This is a genomic window from Rhodospirillaceae bacterium, from assembly GCA_018662005.1.
GTDB lineage: Bacteria > Pseudomonadota > Alphaproteobacteria > Rhodospirillales > JABHCV01 > JACNJU01.
Window position 1 is genome coordinate 18,528 of sequence record JABJHA010000022.1, and the last position, 23,228, is coordinate 41,755.

Sequence of the window (23,228 nt, forward strand, 5' to 3'; positions counted from 1 at the left end):
TGGAGCGTGCACCATGAACGATGCCAAGTCCGCCGATGGTTTCCTGACGACACATGTCCTGGACACCATGTCCGGTCAACCGGCCCAGGGTGTACGAATTACCTTGCGCAGCACTGAACAGTTAAATGCTCCCCTTCTTGCCGATACAGTGACAAACACCGATGGACGCTGCGACGCCCCGTTGCTTGAAGGCGAGGCTTTTCGTGCCGGCGGCTACCAGCTTGAATTTCACGCTGGCGACTATTTTCGGGCCAACAATGTTGATCTTGGCGAACCGGCATTCCTGGATGTGGTGCCCTTGCGCTTCGGAATTTCCGATCCAACCTCACATTATCACGTGCCGCTGTTGATTTCCCCTTACGCCTTTTCGACTTACCGGGGCAGTTGATCAAGAGTGAGGCCGCCAAGGGCGTCGAGAATTCCGGTCTTGCATTCCTCAATCATGAATTCCGAGAACACCTTTACCTTCGAGGCCAGTAACCGGCGATGGGGGTACAGGACGGCCAGGTCCACAGGTTCGGGCGGAGTATCCAGCAACAATGGAACAAGAGCGCCGGAACGCAGGTGCTCTGCCACTTCAAACAGTGGCTTCAAAACAATGCCCATGCCGTCAAGCGCCCAGGCAGTCAACAGGTCACCATCGTCGGCATCGAATGATCCACTGACCGGCAATTTGGATTTACCAAGAACCCACTTGGATTGATATTCACCGGAAAATCTTAACAGCAGGCATTCATGATCGAGCAAATCTTCAGGCTTGGATGGTTTGCCCTTTTTTTCCAGATATTCAGGCGATGCGCAGACAAGACGCTGGCAGTTGAGAATTTTACGCATGGTCAGGCTTGAATCCCGCATCCCTGAAAGCCGGATGGCGACATCGACGCCTTCCTTCATCAGGTCAAGTCGATGATCAGAAAGCCTGAGCCAGATCGTAATTTCAGGAAAAGCATCGTGAAATCTGGGAATCGATTTGGACAAAATACGCCTGCCTAGCCCAAGCGGCGCTGTAACCCTGAGCGACCCTCTTGGCCTGGCGCCTGCTTCGACGACGCTTGCCTCGGCCTCTTCAAGGGCGCGCAGAACACCCTGACAGCCTTCGTAATACAAGGTTCCGTGCTCTGTTGGCTGCAACCTTCGGGTCGTGCGGTTAAAAAGCCTGACCCCTAGATGCTTTTCCAGCTCCTTGATGCGGTGGCTCGCGACGGCCGCGGAAATGCGCAAATCCCTACCCGCAGCCGATAAACTGCCCAGTTCAATAACACGAACAAATACATTGATTTTTTTCAGCAAAGACATCTGTAATAGCCCGAATAAACAAAATTGATCTTTCGGATTTTTTTGAAGGTAATACGAAAAGAGCAGTAGTTCATTGAAAATCTTTTCCCGGCTAATATGCTGAAATATACAAATCTGAAAAACTTGGGAGTTTAAGTGAATGGACGTGATCATCTGGGACTGGTTGAGCTACGCCGTTCGCTTTGTCCACGTCATCACCGGAATTGCCTGGATTGGCTCGTCATTCTATTTCATTGCCATGGATTTGGGCCTTCGCAAACGAGATGGAATGGTCGAAGGCGTCGGCGGTGAAGCCTGGCAAGTTCATGGCGGCGGCTTTTACTTTATTCAAAAATACATGACCGCCCCTGACTCCATGCCCGCAGACCTGACCTGGTTCAAATGGGAATCCTACATGACCTGGCTTTCAGGTTTTTTCCTGCTTTTCATGGTCTATTACGTCGGGGCGGAGCTGTTTTTAATCGATTCATCTGTTTTGGATATTTCAGTCCTTCAGGCCAGCGTCATCGGCCTGGCCGGGCTCGCCGGTGGCTGGCTGGTTTACGATCTGTTGTGCCGGTCAGCCCTTGGCCAAAAAGACATGCTGTTGCTGGCCGTGCTGTTTGTCTTTGTCGTCGCCGCCGGATGGGCATTTACACAAGCCTTTTCAGGGCGTGGCGCCTTCGTCCACATTGGCGCCCTGATTGCGTCAATCATGACCGGCAACGTGTTTTTCATCATTATTCCCAATCAGAAAAAAGTCGTCGCCGATTTACTGGCTGGCAAGACCCCGGACCCAAATCTGGGAAAACAGGCCAAGCAGCGTTCAACCCATAACAATTATCTGACCTTGCCGGTGTTGTTCATGATGCTGTCGAGCCACAACCCGCTTGCTTTCGCAAGTCAGTGGAACTGGGTCATCGTTGCTTTTGTTTTGGCTGCGGGGGCCTTGATCAGGCATTTCTTTAACACAATGCACGCCCATAAGGATCGCCCGTGGTGGAGCCTGATTGTGGCGGCTGTCTGTTTTGTCGTGATTATCTGGCTTTCGTCGTTTTCACCGGCCGATGAAATTGAGCAAAGCAACAGTGACAGTGAAGCCGTCTATGAACTGGTTATGGAGCGCTGCGCCATGTGCCACGCGGCTGAACCCGGATGGGACGGCATGGCGGGACCACCAAATGGTATCGTTCTGGAAACACCAGAAGATATCGAGCGTCAGGCGCAGTTGATCTATCTACAGGCAGGCCGCTCCACGGCCATGCCCCCGGGAAGCGTCATCGAGCTTGAAGCCGAAGAACGCGCCCAGATTGTCGCGTGGTATGAAGCCAGGCCCTGAGTTTCAGCTGGATCCGTCTTTAAGGGCCACCGGTTTGCTGGCGGCCACTTCCGCTTCAGTCAGGCCCTGCAGTTCGTGCGGGAAAACGAGCCACTCTTCTGTTTCGTGAATGAAGTAATCGGGAACGCAGTCGACGACCCGCTTGCCCGGTTTGTAATAGACTGTAGCGGTACGGATCGTTTGCGGGGCGTTACGTCTTGAATCTACAGCAATCCTGTCCATCACTGCCTGGATACTACGACCGGAATCAAAGACATCATCAACGATCAGCAGTGAGTCCTCGGCGTTGACGTTCTCGATAATATAGTGAAGGCCATGGACGCGAACCTCATCGCGCTGATCTTCGATCCCGTCGTAGGAGGAAGTACGGATGGAAATATGATCCGATGGAAAGCCCTTGTATTTGAGCAACTCCTGTACGGCTATGCCGACCGGGGTGCCGCCGCGCCAAATACCAATGATATAGTTTGGATGAAATCCTGACTCGATAATCCTGTGGCCGAGCAAGAAAGAATCATCCAGCAATTGCTGAGCCGTAATAAATATTTTCTCGCCCATCTGTCATCCCCTGAACATGTATAGCCAACGCTAACATCGTTGATAGCGGATAAACAAGATATCAGCTTTCAATATTAAATCGTCAGCGTATATGATAATAGTTCTCAACTTCTTTTAATGGGGCGGAAACAGTTTTTTTATGAATACCCCTGAAACAGAACCGGTTTACCGATGGGTGATTGTTTTTGCCTCGGCCATTATGTTGGCTGTCAGCATGGGTATGATGGTCAACGGTTTTTCGGCATTCCTGATCCCCTTAAATGATGAATTCGGCTGGCAACGCGGTTCGGTTTCGTTGATTAACCTGGCTGGCCTGATGGGATTGGCGCTGGGCGGTATTGTCATGGGCCGGATTGCTGATCGCACATCAACACGCCGTGTTTGTCTGCTTGGCGCAGTCGTTATGGGGCTGTCTGTCGTTGCCGCCTCGCAAGCACAGGAGTTGTGGCAATTTTATCTGCTGTTTTTCCTTGCCGGCTTCCTGGGTGCGGGTTCTCTATTCACGCCACTGATCGCCAATACCGGAAACTGGTTTAAAACCGGCGCAGGGTTGGCCATCGGCATTGCCTCAGCCGGTCAGGCTTTGGGACAAGGCGCTGTCCCCTTTGGTATCGCCATCCTGATTAGCAACATGGGATGGCGGGATGCCTTGATGACCATGGGGATGATCACGCTGGCTGTGCTCATTCCTTTGGCCATACTGATCAGGCAGCCACCCAAAACTCCACAACAGATAAACCCAGGCGCTGACACAACCGACGATCAGTCACCTGTTCCCTTACCTGCCAACGCGGTTGTTGCATGGCTCGGTCTGGCGGTGCTGTTTTGCTGTATCTGCATGTCGGTGCCATTGATGCACTTGTTGCCGCTGATCCATGATCGCGGATTTTCACTGGAAGAAGCAGGCAGTGTAGTCTTTGTGATGATGGTGGTGGCAATCCTGGGCCGGGTGGCCTTTGGCAAACTGGCCGACATGATCGGGGCAATCAGGGCTTATTGGATTGCCTCGTGCTGGCAAACCGTCATGGTCTTTGGCTTCATCCAGATTGAATCCCTCGACAGCTTTTACATTTACGCTGTTATTTACGGCTTTGGATACGCTGGCGTTATGACCGGAGTTCTGATTTGTGTGCGTGTTTTGACACCGCTTGCGCGCCGCGCTTCGGCCCTTGGCATTGTCACCCTGTTTGGCTGGCTTGGTCACGCCATAGGCGGCTATCAAGGTGGTTACTTCTTCGATATAAGCGGCGATTACACACTGACTTATGCCAACGCGGCTTTTGCCGGTGTTATCAACCTGATTATCGTGACATCCCTATACGTTACGATCACGCGCAGACGCGCCGCGCTTGCATTCGTCGAATAAAATAATGATGTGTCATAAAAGCATCAATATAACTTTCAACAGAGAGGATGAGTAAATGGCTATTACCGTAACAGTTTCATACCCCAATACGCCCGGTTCCCGCTTTGATATGGATTACTATCTGGGTGCCCACTTCGATTTGGTCGGTAAATTGTGGGGCCATAAATTATTAAGCGCCCGCGCCATCAAGGGAATAGGCACACCCGACCCCGATACACCGGCCCCAAATCAGGTGGTCGCGATCCTTGAACTTGAAAGTGTTGAAGACTTACAAGCCCTTATCGCTGAGCATGGCGATGAAGTTCTTGGTGATATCCCAAACTTTACAGACGTCAGCCCGGCCATTCAAATTAGCGAAAACCTGGGTTAAAAGCTCCCATTCGGAGTTTTTTGCTGCGTCATGGAACTTTTTCCTTATCCCCTGCGTCTATACCCCTAAGCCCATGGAAGTTAGATGCAAAAAAAGGATAAATGAACGTGACATACGCAACCACACACCCCAGACCAGGAATGCTGGCCGTCGCTATCGCCATGCTGATTGTTTGTGCGCGCCAGTTGACCGGTTCGAGCCGGTAAGGTGCTTTAGCTGTTTACAACTTTGTGGGCATCAAGAAACCCGCCAAGGAAACTTTTTAGATTTTCGCCAAGTTCCGGACAAAGATAACCACCCTCCTGAACAATAATGGTTGGCAGGCCAAGCCCGGCACATGCCGTAGCGATTTGCGAAAAACCGGGCGTGGTCACAGCCAGGCCGCCAAAGGGATCACCCTCAAAGGCATCAAGGCCAAGCGCCACAACCAGCACATCCGCCCCGAAATCACAAACCCGTTGAAGGCCAACTGAAAGCGCCTTCTGAAAAACATCGTCACCAGAGCCACGCGGAATTGGCACATTAAGATTGCTGCCCTGCCCGTCCCCGGCTCCGCGTTCCTGGGCATGTCCCCAAAAGAACGGATAGTAGCGTTCCGGGTCGGCGTGCACAGAAACGGTCAAGACATCACTGCGGTTATAGAAAACGCCCTGGGTGCCGTTTCCATGGTGCAGATCAACATCGACAATCGCCGGACGCAGACCTGTGCTCAAGCAACGCTGGGCGGCGATGGCCGTATTGTTCAAAAAGCAAAATCCCCCCGCCATGTCAGGAAAGGCATGGTGGCCCGGCGGACGGCACAACGCATAGGCAGATGTATCGCCCTTGATAATCTGATCGGCCGCCGTCACCGCGCTCTGGGCGGCCCAGTAGGCGGAGTGCCAGGTTTGATCGGAAATCGGACAGGACGTATCGGTCATGTGATAGCCCGCCTGACCAACGGCAGATTTAGGATAACCGGCGTTGCGACGATCCGGGTGAATATTGGGAATAACTTCTTCAGAACCGCCCTCGATACGCTGCCAGCGCACATAAATATTTTTCAGGAACGTCAGGTATTCACTTGAGTGAATGGCTGCAATAGGTGCCATTTTGTTATCGACAGGCGAGAGGACCTCAAGCCCCAATTCAGCCCCGCCGGCAAGCAAGGCGTCAATGCGCCCGGGGACTTCAGGATTTGCCCGCAGCGCGCCGCTTGAAAGAAAATGCTTCGGGTCGTGGAGGCGCTGGTCTTCGTGAAAGATAATTTTCATACCTGATCCCTTAATTTCGTAAATGCAGCACCTTCTAATGCCACAGGACGTTCCCTGTCGTCACCCTCGAAACCCAAGCGTCGATAAAATTCTGTGGCTGTCGAATTATCGGCATAGACGGTCAGTTTCAAAAATTCGGCTTGCCACTCATGAGCCGCGTGCTTAATCGCCGCAACCAAAAGATTGACACCGAGCCCCTGCCCGCGAGCCTGACCCGCGACCCATAGATCCTGAACATAAACACCGGATTTTCCACGGGTTGTTGAGAAGATCGGGAAAAACAAGGCCAACCCCACATTCTGTCCAGCAGATTCGGCAATCAGACTTTGCAAAATTGGTTTATCGCCAAAGCCATGACGCCGGATCGCCTCGACGTCACACGAGAATGCATCACTGTCCCCGATCTCGTCCGCCAGTTGTTTGAGCATTGTCGTTATGGCCGCAGCATCTTCGCTTCGTGCGAGCCTGATTTTTATATCCATAGCCTTTAGAAAGCCGTCCTGTCGGAGCCCTTCAGACCCAACATGGACCTTGCTTCTGCAGGGTTCGCAACTTCGCGTCCCAGGCGTTCAACAATTTCACGAATGCGGGTGACCTGATCGGCGTTTGATTTGGCCAGTTCTCCCTTGCCAATGTAGATGCTGTCCTCAAGGCCGACTCGGACATGACCGCCCATGGCGGCGGCCATGGTTGTGAATGGTATTTGATGACGCCCGGCAGCCAGTACCGACCACTGAAAATCATCACCGAACAACTTTTCAGCGATACGTTTCATATGGGTCAGGTTTTCTGGATCGGCACCCATGCCGCCTAGGACTCCAAAGACAAACTGAATAAAGTATGGCGGCTTGACCAGACCGCGGTCGGCGAAATGCCGCAGCATGTAAAGATGGCTTAAATCATAACATTCAAATTCAAACCGGGCCCCGCGCTTTTCCCCCATTTCGGTGACAACATAGGCAATGTCACGCGGGGTGTTCTTGAACACCAGATCTTCGGAACCTTCAAGAAACGGCTTTTCCCAATCGTATTTCCAATCTGAAATTTTCTGAGCGGCGGGATACAGGGCAAAGTTCATGGAACCCATGTTCAGTGAACACATTTCAGGTTCGGCAACCATCGGCGCGGCCAGGCGATCATCAAGGGTCATCGTCGCACTGCCGCCGGTGGTGATATTGACCACCGCATCACTGGCTTGCTTGATGCGCGGCAGGAAGGCCATGAAATGTTCAGCCAGCGCCGTTGGTCGACCATTGATGGGGTCGCGGGCATGGAGATGAAGGACAGAAGCCCCGGCTTGCGCTGCGGCTACCGCTTCATCGGTTATTTCCTCAGCAGTGATCGGCAAGTGCGGTGTCATGGACGGGGTGTGAATGGAACCCGTTACGGCACAGGTAATGATAATTTTGCTCATGCGGCCCTCGATACTGGAAGTTTGTTTTCTGCGGCAAATTGATCAAGTGATGTGACCAGCCCGCTGATGATTTCTTCAATATGCTCGTCTGTAACGATCATCGGCGGACAGACCAGGAAGTGGTCACCATCATAACCACCACGGGTGCGCCGCGAATAGATAATGAGACCCTTTTCATAGGCGATATCGACCAGCCGTTCATGGGCGTTCAGATCGCGTGGTAATGGCGTCATGGTGTGCCTGTCCGAAACAAGTTCAAAAGCCAGGAACAGTCCCAGCCCCCTGACGTCACCAATAAACGGATAACGATCCATCAGACCCGTCAGACGGTCTTTTAAAATGGCTCCCATGTCGGCGGCGTTGCCAATCATGTTCTGGGATTCAATCTCGTTTATGACAGCCAGACCGGCTGAACAGGCAAGCGGATTACCGGCGTAGGTGAAGCCGTGGGCGAAGCCACCCGCCTCCAGCACGGCCTCGACAATACGCTGATGGGCAATGGTCGCACCGAGGGGCACATATCCACCACCGAAGCCTTTTGATATGGCGATGATATCGGGCGCACCGTTCCAGTGTTCACTACCAAAAAACCGACCGCTTCGTCCGCCACCGCTCATCACCTCATCATGGATCAGAAGCACGCCGTAGGTGTCACAGATTTCGCGAATACGTTCCATGTATCCGGCCGGTGGAACCAGTGCCCCTGTTGAAGCCCCGCCAATGGGTTCAACGATGAACGCCAGAACCGTTTCTGGTCCTTCGGCAAGAATTCTGTCCTCCAGCATATTGGCGTAGTGAAGGCCGGTTGCCGGGTCGTCCAAATCCAGGCCGTCGAGATAAGCCCGTGGCGCCGGTATTTTTGGCATCGGGCGCATCATCGCATCGAAGGGTGCTGTCAACGGGGCGTAGCTGGTCAAGGCCAGGGCCCCCAGTGTGCAGCCATGATAACTGGGATGGCGCGAAATCACTTTCCAGCGCTGCGCCTGACCGATTGCCAATGCGTACTGGCGCGCCAGCTTGAAGGCGCTTTCCACAGCCTCTGACCCGCCAGAGACAAAAAATACCCGGTCCAGTCCCGGCGGAGTCAGGGAAGCGGTTTTTTCGGCCAGATGTTCAGCCGGTTCTGTTTCAAAATGCAGCCGGTAGCCAAATGTGGATTTTTCCATTTGCTTGCGCATGGCCTCCAGAACATTGGCATTTGAATGGCCAATATTACAAACCATCGCCCCGGACGAGCCATCAAGATAGCGCTTGCCCGTCGTATCCCACATATAAACACCTTCGGCCCGCTCCAGGACCGGCCGTCGCAAACGCGACTGATAGAATAATTTACTTTCGTTCATCATGGTGCTCCCGATTGCTTTCGTCGCGGCGCCAAATCGGCCTCCTGCAATCCCGTTTCAAGAATGTCACCCGGCAATACACCGTCAATAACAAGTGATGCCGTCACCCGCCCTGCTGCTGGCGAAGACTGAATGCCGTATCCACCCTGGGCTGCCAACCAGAAGAAGCCCTCCACTTCGTCATCCATTCCGATGACCGGGGTCTTGTCGGCAACGAAGCTGCGCAAACCCGCCCACTTGCTGGCAATCGTTTGCACCCGCAGGTTTGTCACGGTTTGCAAGCGATCAATGGCAATGGCCACGTCAATTTCCTCGGGTTGGGCATCGCATGGAGCGGAAGGAGTTTCATCAGCCGGCGAACAGAGAATTTTTCCGGCGTCCGGTTTGAAATAAAACGTCTCATCAAGATCAATGGTCAGCGGCCAGGATGAAATATCGAGCTCCGGCGGCGGATCGAAAGTAAAAACCGTGCGCCTTTTTGGTTGCAGCCCAATGGGGCGAACACCGGCCAGTTCGGCAATGACATCACACCAAGCACCCGCCGCGTTGATAACGACATCCGCCGAATAATTTCCAGCGCCACTTTCAACAATCCATTTATCACCTACGCGGCTGGTTGTCGTAACGTCTGCATTGGTCACAATTGTGCCACCACGTTTGCGCAATCCTTTCAGGAACCCGCCATGCAGGGCGTGCACATCAATATCGCTGGCCTCTGGCTCAAAAATAGCGCCGCCGACAAATTCAGGATTGAGTGCAGGATTGATCCGAATTGTTTCGGCGGCATCAATACGGCGGATCGTTGGAACAAGGGACTGGGTACCCGCGAAGGCGGCATCAAGAACGTCCAGCTGATCCTCACGGGCGACAAACAAAGCGCCCCGGGGCGTTAAAAGCGGTTGGTCAGCGAATTCCGGCTGTGCCTCGGTAAAGAACCGGTAACTTGCCCTTGTCAGTGCACGGATTGCGGGGCTGCCATAGTTTTTGGTGTAAATCGCGGCCGAGCGTCCGGTTGTGTGATACCCCGGCTGACTTTCGCGCTCCAGAACAACGACCTGGCGAGATTGCGACAATTCATATGCCGCGGAAACGCCCGCTATTCCGGCACCTATAATGAGGACATCACAATGGTCCATTTTTCATCCACAAAGTTTTTCGTTATCCAAGAAATCTGGAATTTTCATATCACTTAAAAATCAAGATGGGGAATGATAATTAACAAGCGTAACTATTCTTGAATTGTTCTAACTTTACTTACTTGTAAAATAACGAATAAAAACAACCGTGTAGAAAGATATATAAATAATGTGATGTTTTAATAATGCCAATTCGGGGCGTTAATCTTCAATTTATTTGAAAGTAAAAAGTTTTTACCGTTTAAGAAAATTTTTCATCGTGATACTGGTATTAAACTTAAGTGTATTGCTAAGCTTACAAGCTTGGAAATAGTCTGATGAACGTAAACATACGCACGGACGACAATAATCAATAAGACGCAACAAACTGCGAAACCAGGGAGATCTACAAATGAAGAAAATCGTTTCGGTAGTGGGCATTGCTGCCGCTATCACACTTTCACTTTCGGCAACTTCGGCTAACGCCGCTAGTTGTCCTATTAAAATTGGCGGCCTAGCCCCGCTTTCCGCACCCGGCGCTGTTGGCGGCGGTGAAGCCATGCGTGACGCAATGATCTTCGCCGAACGCGACATCAACGCTGCTGGCGGTGTACTGGGTTGCAAAATCAAAGTCGTCATCGCCGATACCGAAGGGCTGCCCGAAAAGGCTGCCGGTATTATGGAAAAGCTGATTACCCAGGACGGTGTCGTTGCCGTTGGCGGTGGTTATCATAGCTCGGTTGGCGTTGCCTCCAAGGATATCGCCAACGCTCGCAAAATTCCGGTGGTTTTCGCCGAAACATGGAATGACACCATTACCGGTGACAAGCAGAAATACATTTTCCGTATTGCGCCCTTAAGTTCTTGGGCATCTGCGACGCTTTGGAAAGCCGCCTTGAAAGTTCCAGGCATCAAGAAAGTCGCCATTATCACCGAGAATACGGATTATGGCATTCCGGCTGCTGAAGAAACCACCAAGGGGCTGGAAAGTGGCGGCGTCAAAGCCGTGACCTTCGGCGTCGATATCGGCACCCAGGATTTCTCTGGCATTATTGAACGTGTCAAAGCCGAAAAACCTGGCTACATCATCGTCTTGAACACCGGTGAAGCTGGCTACAACTTTGCCCAGCAAGCCGCAGACGCCGGCATCGGCCCGCAGGACATTCCTTTCCAGGCTGGTCAGGTTGCTCTTGAAAGCAAAGCCTGGTGGGAAAATGTTCCCGACGGCAACATGGCTTTCGTACAGCGCATTGGCACCCCGGTTTCCACATGGAACGCCAAGGCCATCAAGCTGAACGAAGACTACAAGGCCCAGACAGGTAAAGGCGCTATCGAAAGCTACGCGCTTGAAGCCTATGACTCCATCGCCATCATCGCCCAGGCTATCAACGAAGCCAAATCGACAGATGGTGACGCGGTCGTTGCCGCCCTTGAAGGCATCGATCATGATGGCACACTTGGCCGGATCTACTTCCCCTATGGCACCAAGAAAGACCCGATCTCTGACGGCAAGGGTAACGAATGGTGGCATCAGTGGCCCGATCCCGCGATGACCATGATCCAATACCAAAAAGAAGGCCAGGATTCGACGGACTCACCGATCGTTTGGCCCGACGCTTACAAAAGTGGCGACGCGATCTACGTCAAATAACAGGTAATTAACGCCTGAATATAGAGGGATGCCGACGGCAATTTTATATTGATTGCCGTCGGCTGAACTCAAGTTGTGTTTTTTTTGCTAATTTGACGAAAGCGGGATCGTTGAAATGGAATTTTCTAACTTCTTTTGGGGTGCGATTGGCTGGATGATCTTCTGGGGTGTTACCGGAAGCATCGTTAGTCGCCGCGTTTACCTTCAAAGGGATCTCGATACATCCAACACCGGGCTTGTCGGCTCTATGCTGGGCGCCGCCACCGGGCCCGTCGGCTTGGCCTTCTTGTGGATGAAAACCCCGGAAATCACCACCCGCCTGATGCTGGTGCCCTCGCTTGCTACGGTCGGGGTTTTCATGTTGGTCTTTTCCCTCGCTGACCCTGGAAATCTTTGCGTTACCAATGGCTCATTTGTCGCTTCACAAATTTCCAACGGCATTATCATCGGTATTATATACGGCTTTATGGCCCTTGGCCTGACTTTGATTTTTTCCATTTTAGGTGTCGTCAGTTTCGCCCACGGCGAATTTTACATGATTGGCGGTATGATTACTTATTTTGTAACGACCGTGTGGTTCCCCAGCATAAATCCGATTGTCGGCATCGCGGCGGCCTGCCTGAGCACATTTGTTCTTGGCGCTGTTTTTGAAAGAATTTTTCTCACCCCCATGTACACCGGAAAGGTTGATCGCCCGGTTGAATACGGCATCCTGATCACCTTCGGATTGGCCTTCACCCTGCAATATTTCGTTCAGGCCACCGTTGGCGCCAACCCTGTCAAAGCGAAGCGGTTCATTGATTTTCCCAAGCTTCGCCTACCTTCAGCTGAAGACCCCTGGCTGATCAAAACCAGCCGCGGCAACATGGAACTGTTTGACACCATTTCCATTTCCAACCCGCGTTTTACTGCTGCGGTGATGTGCATCCTGGTGTTTTTCGCCCTGATGTATTTCCTGCGAAAAACCTGGACAGGCAAGGCGCTACGCGCCGTCAGCCTTGATCGGGACGCAGCGGCCATCGCCGGCATCAACCCTAACAAGATGAACATGCTGGCCTTTGCATTGGGAAGCATGATCGCCGCCCTGGCCGGAGCGATGCTGGTTCAGGCGTTTTCGTGGTTGCCACAGGTCGGCGCCATACCGGCGATGAGATCATTCGTTATTGTTGTTCTTGGTGGACTGGGCTCTATCCCCGGGGCATTTCTTGGCGGTGTCATTGTTGGCCTTGTTGAAGCCGCTGGCACCGGTTGTATTCCCGATGCCCAAAAAGCGGCGTCATATATCCCCGCCTACGGCATGATCGTGTTGACAATGACCCTACTGCTGCGACCAACAGGCCTGCTTGGCCGTAAGTTCGCAAGTGGCACGCACGGGAAAATGTAATGAATAAAACCCATGCACCACACTTTGCTGGCGTCCTCCTGATCGCCTTCTTCATGGCCTTCCCGTTCGTCTACACGGCCAACGACTACCCCTACATCATGCACATCCTGATTACTGGGTTTTTCTATGCCATCCTGGCATCAAGCTGGACCATGCTGGCTGGTTACGCCGGGCAGTTCTCGTTTGGTCATATGGGCTTCATGGCGGTAGGCGCCTATACCACGGCCTTGTTCAGTCACTACATCTATCTGACGCCGGAACCGACGAACTTTTGCACCGAATTCGTCTTTGGCGACGGGTACCTGATTATTCTTGATCCCATCGGCGTGACCTCTTCCACCCTGAAGCAGGATTGCCTGCGTCAAGCTATGGATGTGTGGGGCGACGGGGTTCAGGTCACGCCCATGCCTGTTTGGCTGGGCATTACCCTGGGGACGCTCATGGGCGGCATTTTCGGGTTTTTGATCGGAACGCTCGTGCTGCCTTTACGGGCCGCCTATCTGGCCTTGTTCACACTCGGATTTTCTGAAATCCTTCGCGCCGCAATTAGCGCTGAAATCGCCGTAACCCGTGGCCAGGCTGGCATCGAACTGCCCGCCCTGTTTCAGGATGGCGTCACCATATTTGGACATCATTACGACAAGACTGACAAGTTGCCTCCTTACTTTGTCATGTTCTTCCTGTTGCTCATCTGCCTTGGATTATTGGGCTTGCTGGCCAAATCAAAGTTCGGTTTGTTTGTCCGGGCGCTCAGGGAAGATCAGGACGCGGCCGCCGCCCTTGGCGTTAATACCACCCGCTACAAGGTGATGGTTTTTGTCATCACTTCAATGATTGCGGCGTGCGGGGGAGCGACCATGGCTCACTACGTGACTATTATTTCACCGAATAATCTGGTGATTTTGCAAATGAGCCTGATTGTCGCCATGGCGGTTATTGGCGGCGTCGAAAACATTGTCGCCGCAGCGGTCGGGGCCATCCTGCTTGAGTTTCTTTTGGAAATGCTACGTAACAGTTTCCAGATCGGGCCTGTTGAAGTTGATATGACGGTCTGGCGGCTTGTCATCTTCGGCATCCTGTTGATGCTGACGTTGCGGTTCTCGCCCAAAGGTTTGCTTGTGCCCTTCATAGATTACTTCACGCGGGGTCATATCGCCAAAGAGACGGTGGCCAAAAGAGAGCAACAAAAACCAGATGATGAACCCGGTTCGGAGACAGTAAATTGACAGAACTTATCGTCAAAAAACTGAACAAACGCTTTGGGGGTTTGCATGTCCTCAAGGATGTTTCCTTTGAAATCAAGGGTGCCGAACTGGTTGGACTGATCGGCCCCAATGGCGCTGGCAAGACGACAATGACCAATGTCCTTGATGGCGCCATTAAACCCAACAGTGGAACCGTCTATCTGAACCATCACCGCATTGATCAAATGCAACCCTTTGAAGTCGCCAAGGTCGGCCTGGGCCGCACCTTTCAGGTCACCAGATCCTTCAGGCGTATGACGGTTCTTGAAAATCTTTATGTGCCCGCACAGGCTTTGGGGACTGATCTTACCAAGGCCGAAATCCATGAAAAGTCCATGGAGGTTCTTGAATTTCTGACCATGGATCATCTGCGCAACGAGTATGCCCAGGCCCTGTCAGGTGGACAGCAAAAACTGCTCGAACTTGGCCGCTTGCTGATGCTCAACCCGGAAGTGATCATTCTGGATGAGCCTTTTGCCGGTGTTCATCCCAAGCTGATGAAAATCATCTACAAGTATATCGAAAGGGTTAACCAGTCCGGTTCGGCGATCATCCTGATCAGTCATCAGATGGATTCTATTTTCTCGCTGTGTAAACGTCTGTTGGTCTTAAACTACGGCGACCTGATCGCCGATGGGATACCGGATGACGTTAAAAACGACCCGGCCGTGATCGAGGCCTATCTGGGAATCGATGAAGAGGAGGCAGATTAATGTCTGAAATTACTGACGCCCCCGCGGTTCTCGAAACCATCGGCCTCGACGTTGGCTATTATAAAGACCTGAATATCTTGCAGGAACTGAACATCAAGGCCCGAAAAAACCAGATAACGGCCATCCTTGGCGCTAACGGCGTCGGCAAGTCGACGGCCTTGAAAGCCATCTTCGGTTTTCTCAGGCCCAACGCCGGAACCATATTACTCGACGGCGAGGACATTATGGATGTGCCCACCCACCACAGAATTCTAAAGGGTTTGGCCTATATCCCCCAGCAACCGGGTGTTTTTAAGGACATGACCGTCGAGGAAAACCTTGAGCTTGGCGGTTGGACATTCCGCAGTGACAAGCAACAGGTCCGTCAAAAAATCGAAGCCAATTACGAGCGCTTTCCTGTGCTGCGCGACAAACGCAAACAAGTAACCGGTGAATTATCCGGCGGCCAGCAACGGATGGTCGAAATCGGTCGCACCTTGATGGCCGAGCCGAAAATGTTGCTGATTGATGAACCCACCGCCGGCCTGTCAAAAATGCTGGCCGCAGAAGTATACGAGATGCTTACGGCTTTAACGTCAAACCATGACCTGACCATCCTGATTGTTGATCAGGAAATTCGCCAGGCCCTGAAAATTGCCGATTACGTATACGTTTTGGAACTTGGCCGCAATAAACTGGAAGGGCCAACTTCTGAATTCGAAGATCTTGAAAAAGCCTTCTGGGTTGGTTGATCAATGAGCGAATTCGCCAATGAGCGGATTGTTTATTTTAACGGTGAGTACATCCCCGAAAGCCAGGCGCTTGTCCCTTACCGGGAGCGCAGTTTTATTTTTGGTGATGGCGCCTTCGACCTGACGCGGACGTTTAATCACACCATTTTCAAACTCGATGAACACATTGAGCGCCTGTATTATTCAATGAAGGCGCTGCGCCTTGACGCCGGAATTTCGGCCGAGGAAATAACCGAAATAACCCACATCGTCGTCGAAAAGAATATGCACCTGCTTGATGCTGACGAAGACTACTGGGTTGGGCAGCGGGTGACACGCGGCGTTAATAAGGTTGATGGTGACAACTGGAATCATTACGGGCCTACGGTGATCGTTGAGTGTGTGCCTATGCCCATCAAGGAGCGCGCCCATTATTATCGCGACGGCGTACCGGTGGTCATTCCTTCGGTACGACGAACCCCGCCTGACGCACTAACCCCGCGTGCCAAGACCCACAATTATCTGAACATGATCGTCGCCGAACTTGAAGTGAAGGCCCATGACCCTAACAACTGGGCCGTGCTGCTCGACCACAACGGCAATCTGTGTGAAGGCATGGGCAGTAATATCTTTATTGTTCGCGATGGCGTTCTGCTAACACCAAGGGAACAATTTGTCCTGCCAGGCATCAGCCGCCAGACAGTTATCGATTTAGCCGGTGAACTGGGAATTCCCTGCAAACAAACAGACATCGATCTGTTTGACGGCTATAACGCCGATGAAGCCTTTATAACCTCCACCAGCCTGTGCATTTGTCCGGTAACCAGCATTAACGGTGCGATGGTTGGGGATGGCGCTGCTTACGGTCCTGTTACCCAACGCCTGATTGACGCCTATGTTGAGATGGTCGACTGTGATTTTATTCAACAGTATCTAGATGCACTGAAATAAACCAAGATGGCCCAAAGGCCACGAACTCCCATACCATCCCAGGACACAGCCGATGACGAAACTGACCACAATACGAAAGCCCTATCTGCTTTTTCTGGGAGACGCCCAAAAGGCAACGGACGCCAAGACAGCAGCCGGCATTGCCTACTGGCGACCTGATGATTGCCTTGGCCAGTTTCGGATCGATGAGAACACCGTCAACCTCAACATTGCTGATATGAGCGTCAAGGAAGCCGCCGAGGCGGGCTGTGGAACTTTCATTGTTGGCCTGGCCCCGGTTGGCGGCGGGTTTCCGGGTAGCTGGGTGTCCATTTGTGTCGAGGTCCTGGAAGCTGGAATGGATATCGCCAGCGGCCTGCACACCCGGATCGGTGAAATTCCGGATATTGCAGCGGCGGCAGAACGCACCGGGGGCCGTGTTGTTGATGTTCGCACACCGCCTGAAGGACTGCCTTGCGGCACCGGCCAAAAGCGTACCGGCAAGCGGTTGCTTAGCGTTGGCACGGATTGCTGCGTCGGCAAGATGTATTCAACCCTGGCCATTGACGCCGAAATGCGGAGGCGCGGCATGAATTCAACGTTCCGCGCAACAGGCCAAACCGGCATCCTCATTCAAGGGGGCGGCATTGCCGTTGACGCCGTGGTCTCTGATTTTCTCTCTGGGGCCACCGAAGTTCTGGCACCTGAAAACAGCGATGATCATTGGGATGTGATTGAGGGCCAGGGTTCGCTTTTCCATCCGGCCTATGCCGGTGTCAGCCTTGGGCTCTTGCACGGTGCGCAAGCCGATGTGCTTGTCCTGTGCCATGAATTGGGACGCATGAGCGTCGATGGAGATTACGCAGACTTCCCGATCCCGCCACTCGATGAAGCTATTACCGTGAACTTGAGCTTAGCTAAGCGCACCAACAAGGATGTCAAACTGGTCGGCCTGTCGGTTAATTCCTCCAACCTGGGTGAAGAGGAGGCATTGAAAACCATGGCCGAACTTGAAGACATTCATCAAGTTCCCGTCGTCGATCCTGTTCGTACCGGCGTTGCAAGACTTGTTGATTTTCTGGAGCAAAATACATGAGACGTTTAACGGTCACATCTGAACAATGGCCCCTTCATGAACCCTTTGTCATTTCGCGCCTGACCCAGCTGCACGGCGAAGTCGTTGTTGTTGAAATTGAACAGGACGGTAAAATTGGTCGCGGCGAAGGAGAACGCGCCGATTCATTCTTTAAGGGACGGGCCGCCGTTGTCGATGAAATCGAGTCAATCCGGGACAAGATTGAAGCGGGCCTGGATCGTGATGAACTTCAAAACGTCCTGGCCGCAGGACCCGGTCGCAGCGCCATCGATTGCGCTTTATGGGATCTTGAAGCAAAAATGACAGGCACACCGGTTTCCGAACTGGTCGGCCTTGATGGCCCTATGAAACCGGTGACGACAGTCTTTACGATTTCCCTCGATACACCTGAGAAAATGGGCGCTGACGCCAAAGCCAACATCCACCGCCCGGTCCTGAAACTGAAAATTGGTCGTGATGGTGATCCTGAAAGGGTTGCCGCAGTTCGTGAAGCGTCCCCCGATGCCCGCATTTCAGTTGATGCCAATACCGGATGGAGTGAAGCGCAACTGATCGACTACATGCCAAAACTTGCCGCCCTTGGTGTTGAGCTTGTCGAACAACCTTTCCTGCCGGGGGAGGATGCCATGCTGGAAAATTATGAAAGCCCGATCCCGCTGGCGGCTGACGAATCCTGCCTTGATCGGGATTCTCTTGAATGGCTTGTCGGTAAATATGAATTCGTTAACATCAAACTCGACAAGACCGGTGGCCTGACCGAGGCGCTGGCCCTTGCGGGTCATGCAAAATCCCTGGGCTTTGGAATTATGATCGGCTGCAATGTCGGTACTTCACTTGCCATGGCGCCGGGCATGATTATCGCCCAGTTGGCAAGCTTCGTTGACCTTGATGGTCCGTTGTTGCTGTCCGAAGATCGCAAGCCCGGTTTGACATATAATGGAAGCCAGATATTGCCACCCCTGCCCGCTCTTTGGGGCTAATTTTTACAGGAACAAAACATCATGACCATTCAACGATTTGAAACCGGCCCGCGCATGAGTCAGGCCGTCGTCCACAACGATACAATCTATCTGGCCGGTCAGGTTGGAATTCCCGGTGAAAGTGTCGCCGAACAAACAACAACCATTCTGACGAAAATTGATAAATTGCTTGCCGATACCGGCAGCCACAAATCAAAAATCCTGCAGGCAACCATCTGGATGGCATCAATGGATGATTTTGCCGAGATGAATGCCGTCTGGGATGCCTGGGTTGAACCCGGAGAAGCCCCGACCCGCGCCGCCGGTGAGTCAAAACTAGCAACCCCGGATTATCTGGTCGAAGTGATCATCGTCGCCGCAAAAGATTAACCGCGACGGGCCTTTGTCGGTAGAACCAGTTGTTCGATCCAGTTATAGACTTCGCGTAAACGCAAGTCGTCGTTGATAACGTCCTCGTCGATGCCCAGAAGCCAGGAAATGTCCTTTCGCAAAGGGTCCTGGAACAAGGCCTCAAGTTGATCGACAAAGACCTGGGCGTCATCGACGTTCAGGAAAAAACCCTTTTCAGTAAGTTTTTGCTTTCGGCAATAGCATAGTCTTGAAAGCTCATGCAGGTCGTATTCGGGGTGATATTGCAGGCTCCAGAAGGCGCCACCGTTATGGGTGACGGCGACAGACTGAACAGCGGTAAAGGTGTTTGAAGATAACACCACGCCACCGGGTGGCAAGTGGGTGATCTCGTCATCATGGCTGATGAAAGCGTCAAAGACGGAACGCTTGCCGATATACATGGGGTGGGCGCGTCCCGCAGCCGTTAGTTCGATCTTGCGAGCGATACCCATTTCGCGGCCCTTGGGGTTTTCGGCGCACAACCCGCCAGCGGCAACAACGGCGATTTGGGCAGCCCAGCAAGTGCCGAAGCTGGGAACACCGGCGTCGAAGGCGGCACGGGCGAATTCTATTTGTGGCGTCACTTTTGGATCCGGCTTGTGAATGGTCAGGCTGGAACCAGTCCAGGCGATGCCGTCATATTGTTCAATGGCGGCACCCTTGGGAAGGCTTGCGTCCGGATCGCCCGGATAAAGAATATCGACCGCGCAACCCGGGTGGCAGCGTTTCAACATCCGCTCGTAAAGGGAACCCGCCGTTGAGGCCCCGCCAGCCTGCAAATCCTCGCGGCCCTCTTTTGAATATCCGTCGAGGACCAGAAACCGAACCTTGTTACTCATTAATCAATGACTCCTTGGCTGCCAGTTCGTCGATAATCCCCGGCAGATCGCGTGGGTGATCACAAATCGCGTCGGCTGTTGTGATATCGCGGTCATCTGCCCGTGTCGCCGTGAACAGGACCGCCTTGGCGCCAATGGCGTGGGGGCCTTTGATATCATTGTGATCGCGATCACCAATGTGGACGATTTCCGTCACATCGACGTCAAGTTGCTTGGCTGCGCTATCGAACATCGAGCGGTGCGGTTTGGAATGGCCAACTTCATCAGAAAACGCAAAGCCTGAGAAATGGTCGATAAGACCATGATTTTCCAGAATTTTTCTAAGCCCCGTCCCCGGTGTGACGATAGAGTCTGAAACTATGCTCAGTTTATAGCGGGTCGCCAGTTCGGCTAATGCCTGACCAATACCATCAATGGCATTTGGCGGCATATCGACTTCCATACGACCGGTATCATCAATCAGTTTAGCCATCACATCATCGGGCAGGGTTCGACCCAGGCCGGTGGCGATAACCCGCATACGCTGATCAACGCTCCAGTTGATGTGGTTTTCCTTCCAAACAACATTGAACGCCGCGTCCGCTACATCGTAAGCCTGAACGACCATTTCCAGGTCGATTTCCTGAACCCCGTTCAAAGCCTGCCACATCAGATGACGACGTTCATCGCGTTTTGAGCGCATACCCTTGGCGCTGCGGTGCGCTTCATCTGAATCATCATCGACAATGGTGTCCCAAAGATCGAATGTTACGGCCCGAATTGTCATCAGTGTTGTTCCTTATTGTTTGTTCACAAATGTTCAATACAGTCCGCGCAATGATTTGTAAATCAGGCTTTCAGACGCTTCATGTCAGGATCATATAAACAGGTACTGTGGCGCTTAGCCGGGTAACGTTTACCAAATGCCTCAATTTCAAAATCTTCGTGATCTGCATCATCGCCGGACAGGTATCCAAAGGCGATGGACTTGCCAACACTGTGACCAAAATTACCGCTGGTCGTCAGGCTGACATAGTCACCGTCCCGGTAAATGGTTTCCCCGCCATACAATGACACGGCCTCGTCAATGGTGAACGTACAGAGTTTCTGGGCAAGGCCATCCTTCTTGATTTTCTCAAGTGCCTTGCGACCAATAAAATCACCCTTGCTTTGCAAGTGGACACGAAACCCGAGACCGGCTTCATAAGGGCTGTAGTCAGGTGTGACATCGGCACTCCAGTAAACATAACCCTTTTCCATCCTTAAGGAATCGATAGCCCGGTAACCGGCGTCGACGATAGCGAATTCCTCTCCCGCCTGCCAAAGTAACTCATAGACATGAGGCGCGAATTCACAAGGGATGTGAAGCTCCCATCCCAACTCGCCCACATAGCCGATACGCTGAGCTAAAACCCGAGCCGCTCCAAGCTCAATATACTGACAGGTGGAAAACGCGAAGGCCTCACTGGATAAATCCGCATCGCAGACTTTTGCCAGAACCTCGCGGGACCTGGGGCCGCAAATGTTGATAACGGCGTAAGCTGATGTCACTTCCTGCATGGTGAGCGATCCATCGTCTGGTAAATGACGCTCAATCCAGTTGAAGTCGTGAACGCCAAAGCCACTACCTGTAACAACGTAGAACCTGTCCTCGGCAATACGGGAAATCGTCAGATCACACTCCACACCGCCACCTTCATTACAAAGTTGGGTGTAAATGACGCTGCCGACTGGTTTGTCCATATTGGAAACCGCAAGTTTTTGTAACGTGGCAAGCACGCCGGGTCCGGACAGTTCCATTTTGGCGAACGAGCTTTGATCGATCAGCGCCACCCGTTCGCGAACAGCCTTGTGTTCTTCGCTGGCGGGGGCGAACCAGTTACATTCAGAGCGCTCGAACGACAACTCATCAACCGGCTCGACACCTTCGGGGGCAAACCAGTTTGGCCTCTCCCAACCGGCACGAGCACCAAAGACGGCCCCTTTTTGCTTTAAGGGATAATAAAGCGGGCTTCTACGGATGCCCCGGACTGCCTGCGTTTCATTGCCTGGAAAATGAAGTTTGTAGTGATGGCCATAGTGATCGATGGCGCGTCCGTACATGAAATACTTGGTGTTGTGATGGGGCATGAAGCGGCGCACATCAAGCGGCCACAGATCAAGGCTGGGCTGGCCATCCAATATCCATTCCGCCATCATCCGTCCGGCCCCGCCGCCAGCTGCGATGCCGTACAGGAAACCGCTGGCAACAAAATAGTTATCCATCTCGGGGACCTTGCCCATGACGAAATCCCCGTCCGCCGAGTAGGGGATCGGTCCGTTGATGACTTCTCGAATGCCGACCTCATTGACGAACGGCGTAATTTCCGCCGCCAGCTGCGCCAACTGCTCGAAACGATCAAAGTTTTCGGCCAAAAGTTCACGACCAAAATCATGGGGAATGCCGTTGTTACCAAAGGGCACCGTGTTGGGTTCATACCCGCCGATGACCATGCCGCTGACTTCCGGCTTGTAATAAACCAGCCGGTCAGGATCACGCATACTGGGCATGTCTTTTGGCATATCAGGGATCGTTTCGGTGATGATGTATTGGTGCTCAAGGGCGCAGGCCGGAATGCGCACGTTTGAAAGACGACCCAGTTCGCGTGACCACATGCCCGATGCATTGATCAGGGTCTCACAAGTCCAGCTATCATCTTCGGTCATAACCTCGGTCACCCGCCGCCCTTTGGATATGATGTCGATGACCCGCTGGGCCCGGACAATCCTGGCGCCACGGTCGCGCGCCCCCTTTGCCAGTGCCTGAGTAACGCTGCTGGGATCGATTTGGCCATCACTGGGCAAGTAAGCGGCGGCGAGGACGCCTTTTGTCGTCATTAAGGGAAAAAGTTTTTGCGCTTCGCTTGCTGAAATGATTTCCATCTCAAGACCAAAACTTTTCGCCGTCGTCGCCAATTGCTCAACCTCGCGAACCCGCTCAGGAGAACTGGCGAGACGAAGTGAGCCTGATTTTTTCCAATCTACGGCCTGACCGGTTTCCTCCTCAAGCTTGTCATAAAGCTCGACTGACATTTTCAACATGCGGGTGGTGTTGCGCGAAGAGCGTAATTGCCCGACCAAACCTGCGGCGTGCCATGTGGCGCCGTGGGTCAGGTCGGCCTTTTCCAAAATCACCACATCCTTGGCCCCCATAGCCGTCAGGTGATAGGCAATCGAGCAGCCAATAATACCCCCGCCGATAATAAGATGCTGGGCATGGTTGGGTTCAGACATGGCGCA

23 protein-coding genes are annotated in these 23,228 nt (G+C 52.7%); 13 read left to right on the forward strand and 10 right to left on the reverse strand.

Features of this window, described 5'->3' with window-relative positions:
* The first annotated feature begins 13 nt into the window (after window positions 1–13).
* The gene (gene uraH, locus HOL66_10580) at window positions 14–388 is read left to right on the forward strand and encodes a hydroxyisourate hydrolase (protein MBT5244683.1); all 375 of its coding nucleotides are present in this window, start codon (window positions 14–16) and stop codon (window positions 386–388) included.
* Here uraH and HOL66_10585 read toward each other — a convergent pair.
* On the reverse strand, window positions 373–1,296 hold the full coding sequence (locus HOL66_10585; GenBank protein MBT5244684.1) for a LysR family transcriptional regulator: 924 nt from the start codon (window positions 1,294–1,296) through the stop codon (window positions 373–375). The genes uraH and HOL66_10585 overlap by 16 nt on opposite strands.
* A gap of 139 nt (window positions 1,297–1,435) precedes the next feature.
* Between HOL66_10585 and HOL66_10590 the strand changes: the two genes are divergently transcribed.
* Window positions 1,436–2,614 (forward strand): urate hydroxylase PuuD, encoded by a 1,179-nt coding sequence (locus tag HOL66_10590; protein MBT5244685.1) that lies wholly within the window; start codon window positions 1,436–1,438, stop codon window positions 2,612–2,614.
* 3 nt (window positions 2,615–2,617) lie between these two features.
* Here the strand turns inward: HOL66_10590 and HOL66_10595 are convergent, their stop codons facing one another.
* Window positions 2,618–3,172: a hypoxanthine phosphoribosyltransferase gene (locus HOL66_10595; protein MBT5244686.1), complete on the reverse strand. Its 555-nt coding sequence runs from the start codon at window positions 3,170–3,172 to the stop codon at window positions 2,618–2,620.
* 139 nt (window positions 3,173–3,311) lie between these two features.
* Here HOL66_10595 and HOL66_10600 point away from each other — a divergent pair, with 139 nt between their 5' ends.
* Together HOL66_10600 and HOL66_10605 are read left to right on the forward strand one after the other, a co-directional pair.
* On the forward strand, window positions 3,312–4,538 hold the full coding sequence (locus HOL66_10600; GenBank protein MBT5244687.1) for an MFS transporter: 1,227 nt from the start codon (window positions 3,312–3,314) through the stop codon (window positions 4,536–4,538).
* Between the two features lie 55 nt (window positions 4,539–4,593).
* Window positions 4,594–4,908, forward strand: a complete 315-nt coding sequence (locus HOL66_10605) for an EthD family reductase (GenBank protein MBT5244688.1) — start codon at window positions 4,594–4,596, stop codon at window positions 4,906–4,908.
* Window positions 4,909–5,120: 212 nt separating this feature from the next.
* On the opposite strand, the gene HOL66_10610 is transcribed toward HOL66_10605, so the two are convergent.
* Genes HOL66_10610 through HOL66_10630 form a run of 5 tightly spaced genes read right to left on the reverse strand, consistent with a single transcriptional unit; the run spans window position 5,121 to window position 10,054 of the window.
* The gene (locus HOL66_10610; GenBank protein MBT5244689.1) at window positions 5,121–6,161 is read right to left on the reverse strand and encodes a histone deacetylase family protein; all 1,041 of its coding nucleotides are present in this window, start codon (window positions 6,159–6,161) and stop codon (window positions 5,121–5,123) included.
* Window positions 6,158–6,643, reverse strand: a complete 486-nt coding sequence (locus HOL66_10615) for a GNAT family N-acetyltransferase (GenBank protein MBT5244690.1) — start codon at window positions 6,641–6,643, stop codon at window positions 6,158–6,160. The genes HOL66_10610 and HOL66_10615 overlap by 4 nt, the downstream gene beginning before the upstream one ends.
* A gap of 5 nt (window positions 6,644–6,648) precedes the next feature.
* Window positions 6,649–7,575 (reverse strand): 3-keto-5-aminohexanoate cleavage protein, encoded by a 927-nt coding sequence (locus HOL66_10620; GenBank protein ID MBT5244691.1) that lies wholly within the window; start codon window positions 7,573–7,575, stop codon window positions 6,649–6,651.
* A complete protein-coding gene (locus HOL66_10625; GenBank protein ID MBT5244692.1) occupies window positions 7,572–8,918 on the reverse strand; it encodes an aspartate aminotransferase family protein in 1,347 nt (448 codons plus the stop codon). The genes HOL66_10620 and HOL66_10625 overlap by 4 nt, the downstream gene beginning before the upstream one ends.
* On the reverse strand, window positions 8,918–10,054 hold the full coding sequence (locus HOL66_10630; protein ID MBT5244693.1) for an FAD-binding oxidoreductase: 1,137 nt from the start codon (window positions 10,052–10,054) through the stop codon (window positions 8,918–8,920). The genes HOL66_10625 and HOL66_10630 overlap by 1 nt, the downstream gene beginning before the upstream one ends.
* Before the next feature lie 391 nt (window positions 10,055–10,445).
* Between HOL66_10630 and HOL66_10635 the strand changes: the two genes are divergently transcribed.
* From HOL66_10635 to HOL66_10675, 9 genes are all read left to right on the forward strand, one after another.
* The gene (locus HOL66_10635) at window positions 10,446–11,684 is read left to right on the forward strand and encodes an ABC transporter substrate-binding protein (GenBank protein MBT5244694.1); all 1,239 of its coding nucleotides are present in this window, start codon (window positions 10,446–10,448) and stop codon (window positions 11,682–11,684) included.
* A gap of 115 nt (window positions 11,685–11,799) precedes the next feature.
* Window positions 11,800–13,068, forward strand: a complete 1,269-nt coding sequence (locus tag HOL66_10640) for a branched-chain amino acid ABC transporter permease (GenBank protein MBT5244695.1) — start codon at window positions 11,800–11,802, stop codon at window positions 13,066–13,068.
* Window positions 13,068–14,294, forward strand: coding sequence for a branched-chain amino acid ABC transporter permease (locus HOL66_10645; GenBank protein MBT5244696.1), 1,227 nt, complete (start codon window positions 13,068–13,070; stop codon window positions 14,292–14,294). The genes HOL66_10640 and HOL66_10645 overlap by 1 nt, the downstream gene beginning before the upstream one ends.
* The gene (locus HOL66_10650) at window positions 14,291–15,025 is read left to right on the forward strand and encodes an ABC transporter ATP-binding protein (GenBank protein MBT5244697.1); all 735 of its coding nucleotides are present in this window, start codon (window positions 14,291–14,293) and stop codon (window positions 15,023–15,025) included. The genes HOL66_10645 and HOL66_10650 overlap by 4 nt, the downstream gene beginning before the upstream one ends.
* The gene (locus HOL66_10655) at window positions 15,025–15,756 is read left to right on the forward strand and encodes an ABC transporter ATP-binding protein (protein MBT5244698.1); all 732 of its coding nucleotides are present in this window, start codon (window positions 15,025–15,027) and stop codon (window positions 15,754–15,756) included. Before HOL66_10650 ends, HOL66_10655 begins: the two co-directional genes overlap by 1 nt.
* A gap of 3 nt (window positions 15,757–15,759) precedes the next feature.
* Entirely contained in the window at window positions 15,760–16,686 is a 927-nt protein-coding gene (locus HOL66_10660) for a hypothetical protein (GenBank protein ID MBT5244699.1), read from the forward strand.
* Window positions 16,687–16,738: 52 nt separating this feature from the next.
* Window positions 16,739–17,761, forward strand: a complete 1,023-nt coding sequence (locus HOL66_10665; protein ID MBT5244700.1) for a DUF1611 domain-containing protein — start codon at window positions 16,739–16,741, stop codon at window positions 17,759–17,761.
* Complete coding sequence (locus HOL66_10670; protein MBT5244701.1) at window positions 17,758–18,741, forward strand: dipeptide epimerase; 984 nt, start codon at window positions 17,758–17,760, stop codon at window positions 18,739–18,741. Before HOL66_10665 ends, HOL66_10670 begins: the two co-directional genes overlap by 4 nt.
* A 21-nt stretch (window positions 18,742–18,762) precedes the next feature.
* Window positions 18,763–19,110, forward strand: coding sequence for a RidA family protein (locus HOL66_10675; protein MBT5244702.1), 348 nt, complete (start codon window positions 18,763–18,765; stop codon window positions 19,108–19,110).
* Here the strand turns inward: HOL66_10675 and HOL66_10680 are convergent.
* The 3 genes from HOL66_10680 to HOL66_10690 form a co-directional block, all read right to left on the reverse strand.
* Window positions 19,107–19,970: a type 1 glutamine amidotransferase gene (locus HOL66_10680; GenBank protein MBT5244703.1), complete on the reverse strand. Its 864-nt coding sequence runs from the start codon at window positions 19,968–19,970 to the stop codon at window positions 19,107–19,109. The genes HOL66_10675 and HOL66_10680 overlap by 4 nt on opposite strands.
* The gene (locus tag HOL66_10685; protein ID MBT5244704.1) at window positions 19,963–20,736 is read right to left on the reverse strand and encodes an HAD family hydrolase; all 774 of its coding nucleotides are present in this window, start codon (window positions 20,734–20,736) and stop codon (window positions 19,963–19,965) included. The genes HOL66_10680 and HOL66_10685 overlap by 8 nt, the downstream gene beginning before the upstream one ends.
* Before the next feature lie 62 nt (window positions 20,737–20,798).
* On the reverse strand, window positions 20,799–23,222 hold the full coding sequence (locus HOL66_10690; protein MBT5244705.1) for an FAD-dependent oxidoreductase: 2,424 nt from the start codon (window positions 23,220–23,222) through the stop codon (window positions 20,799–20,801).
* Between the last annotated feature and the right edge of the window lie 6 nt (window positions 23,223–23,228).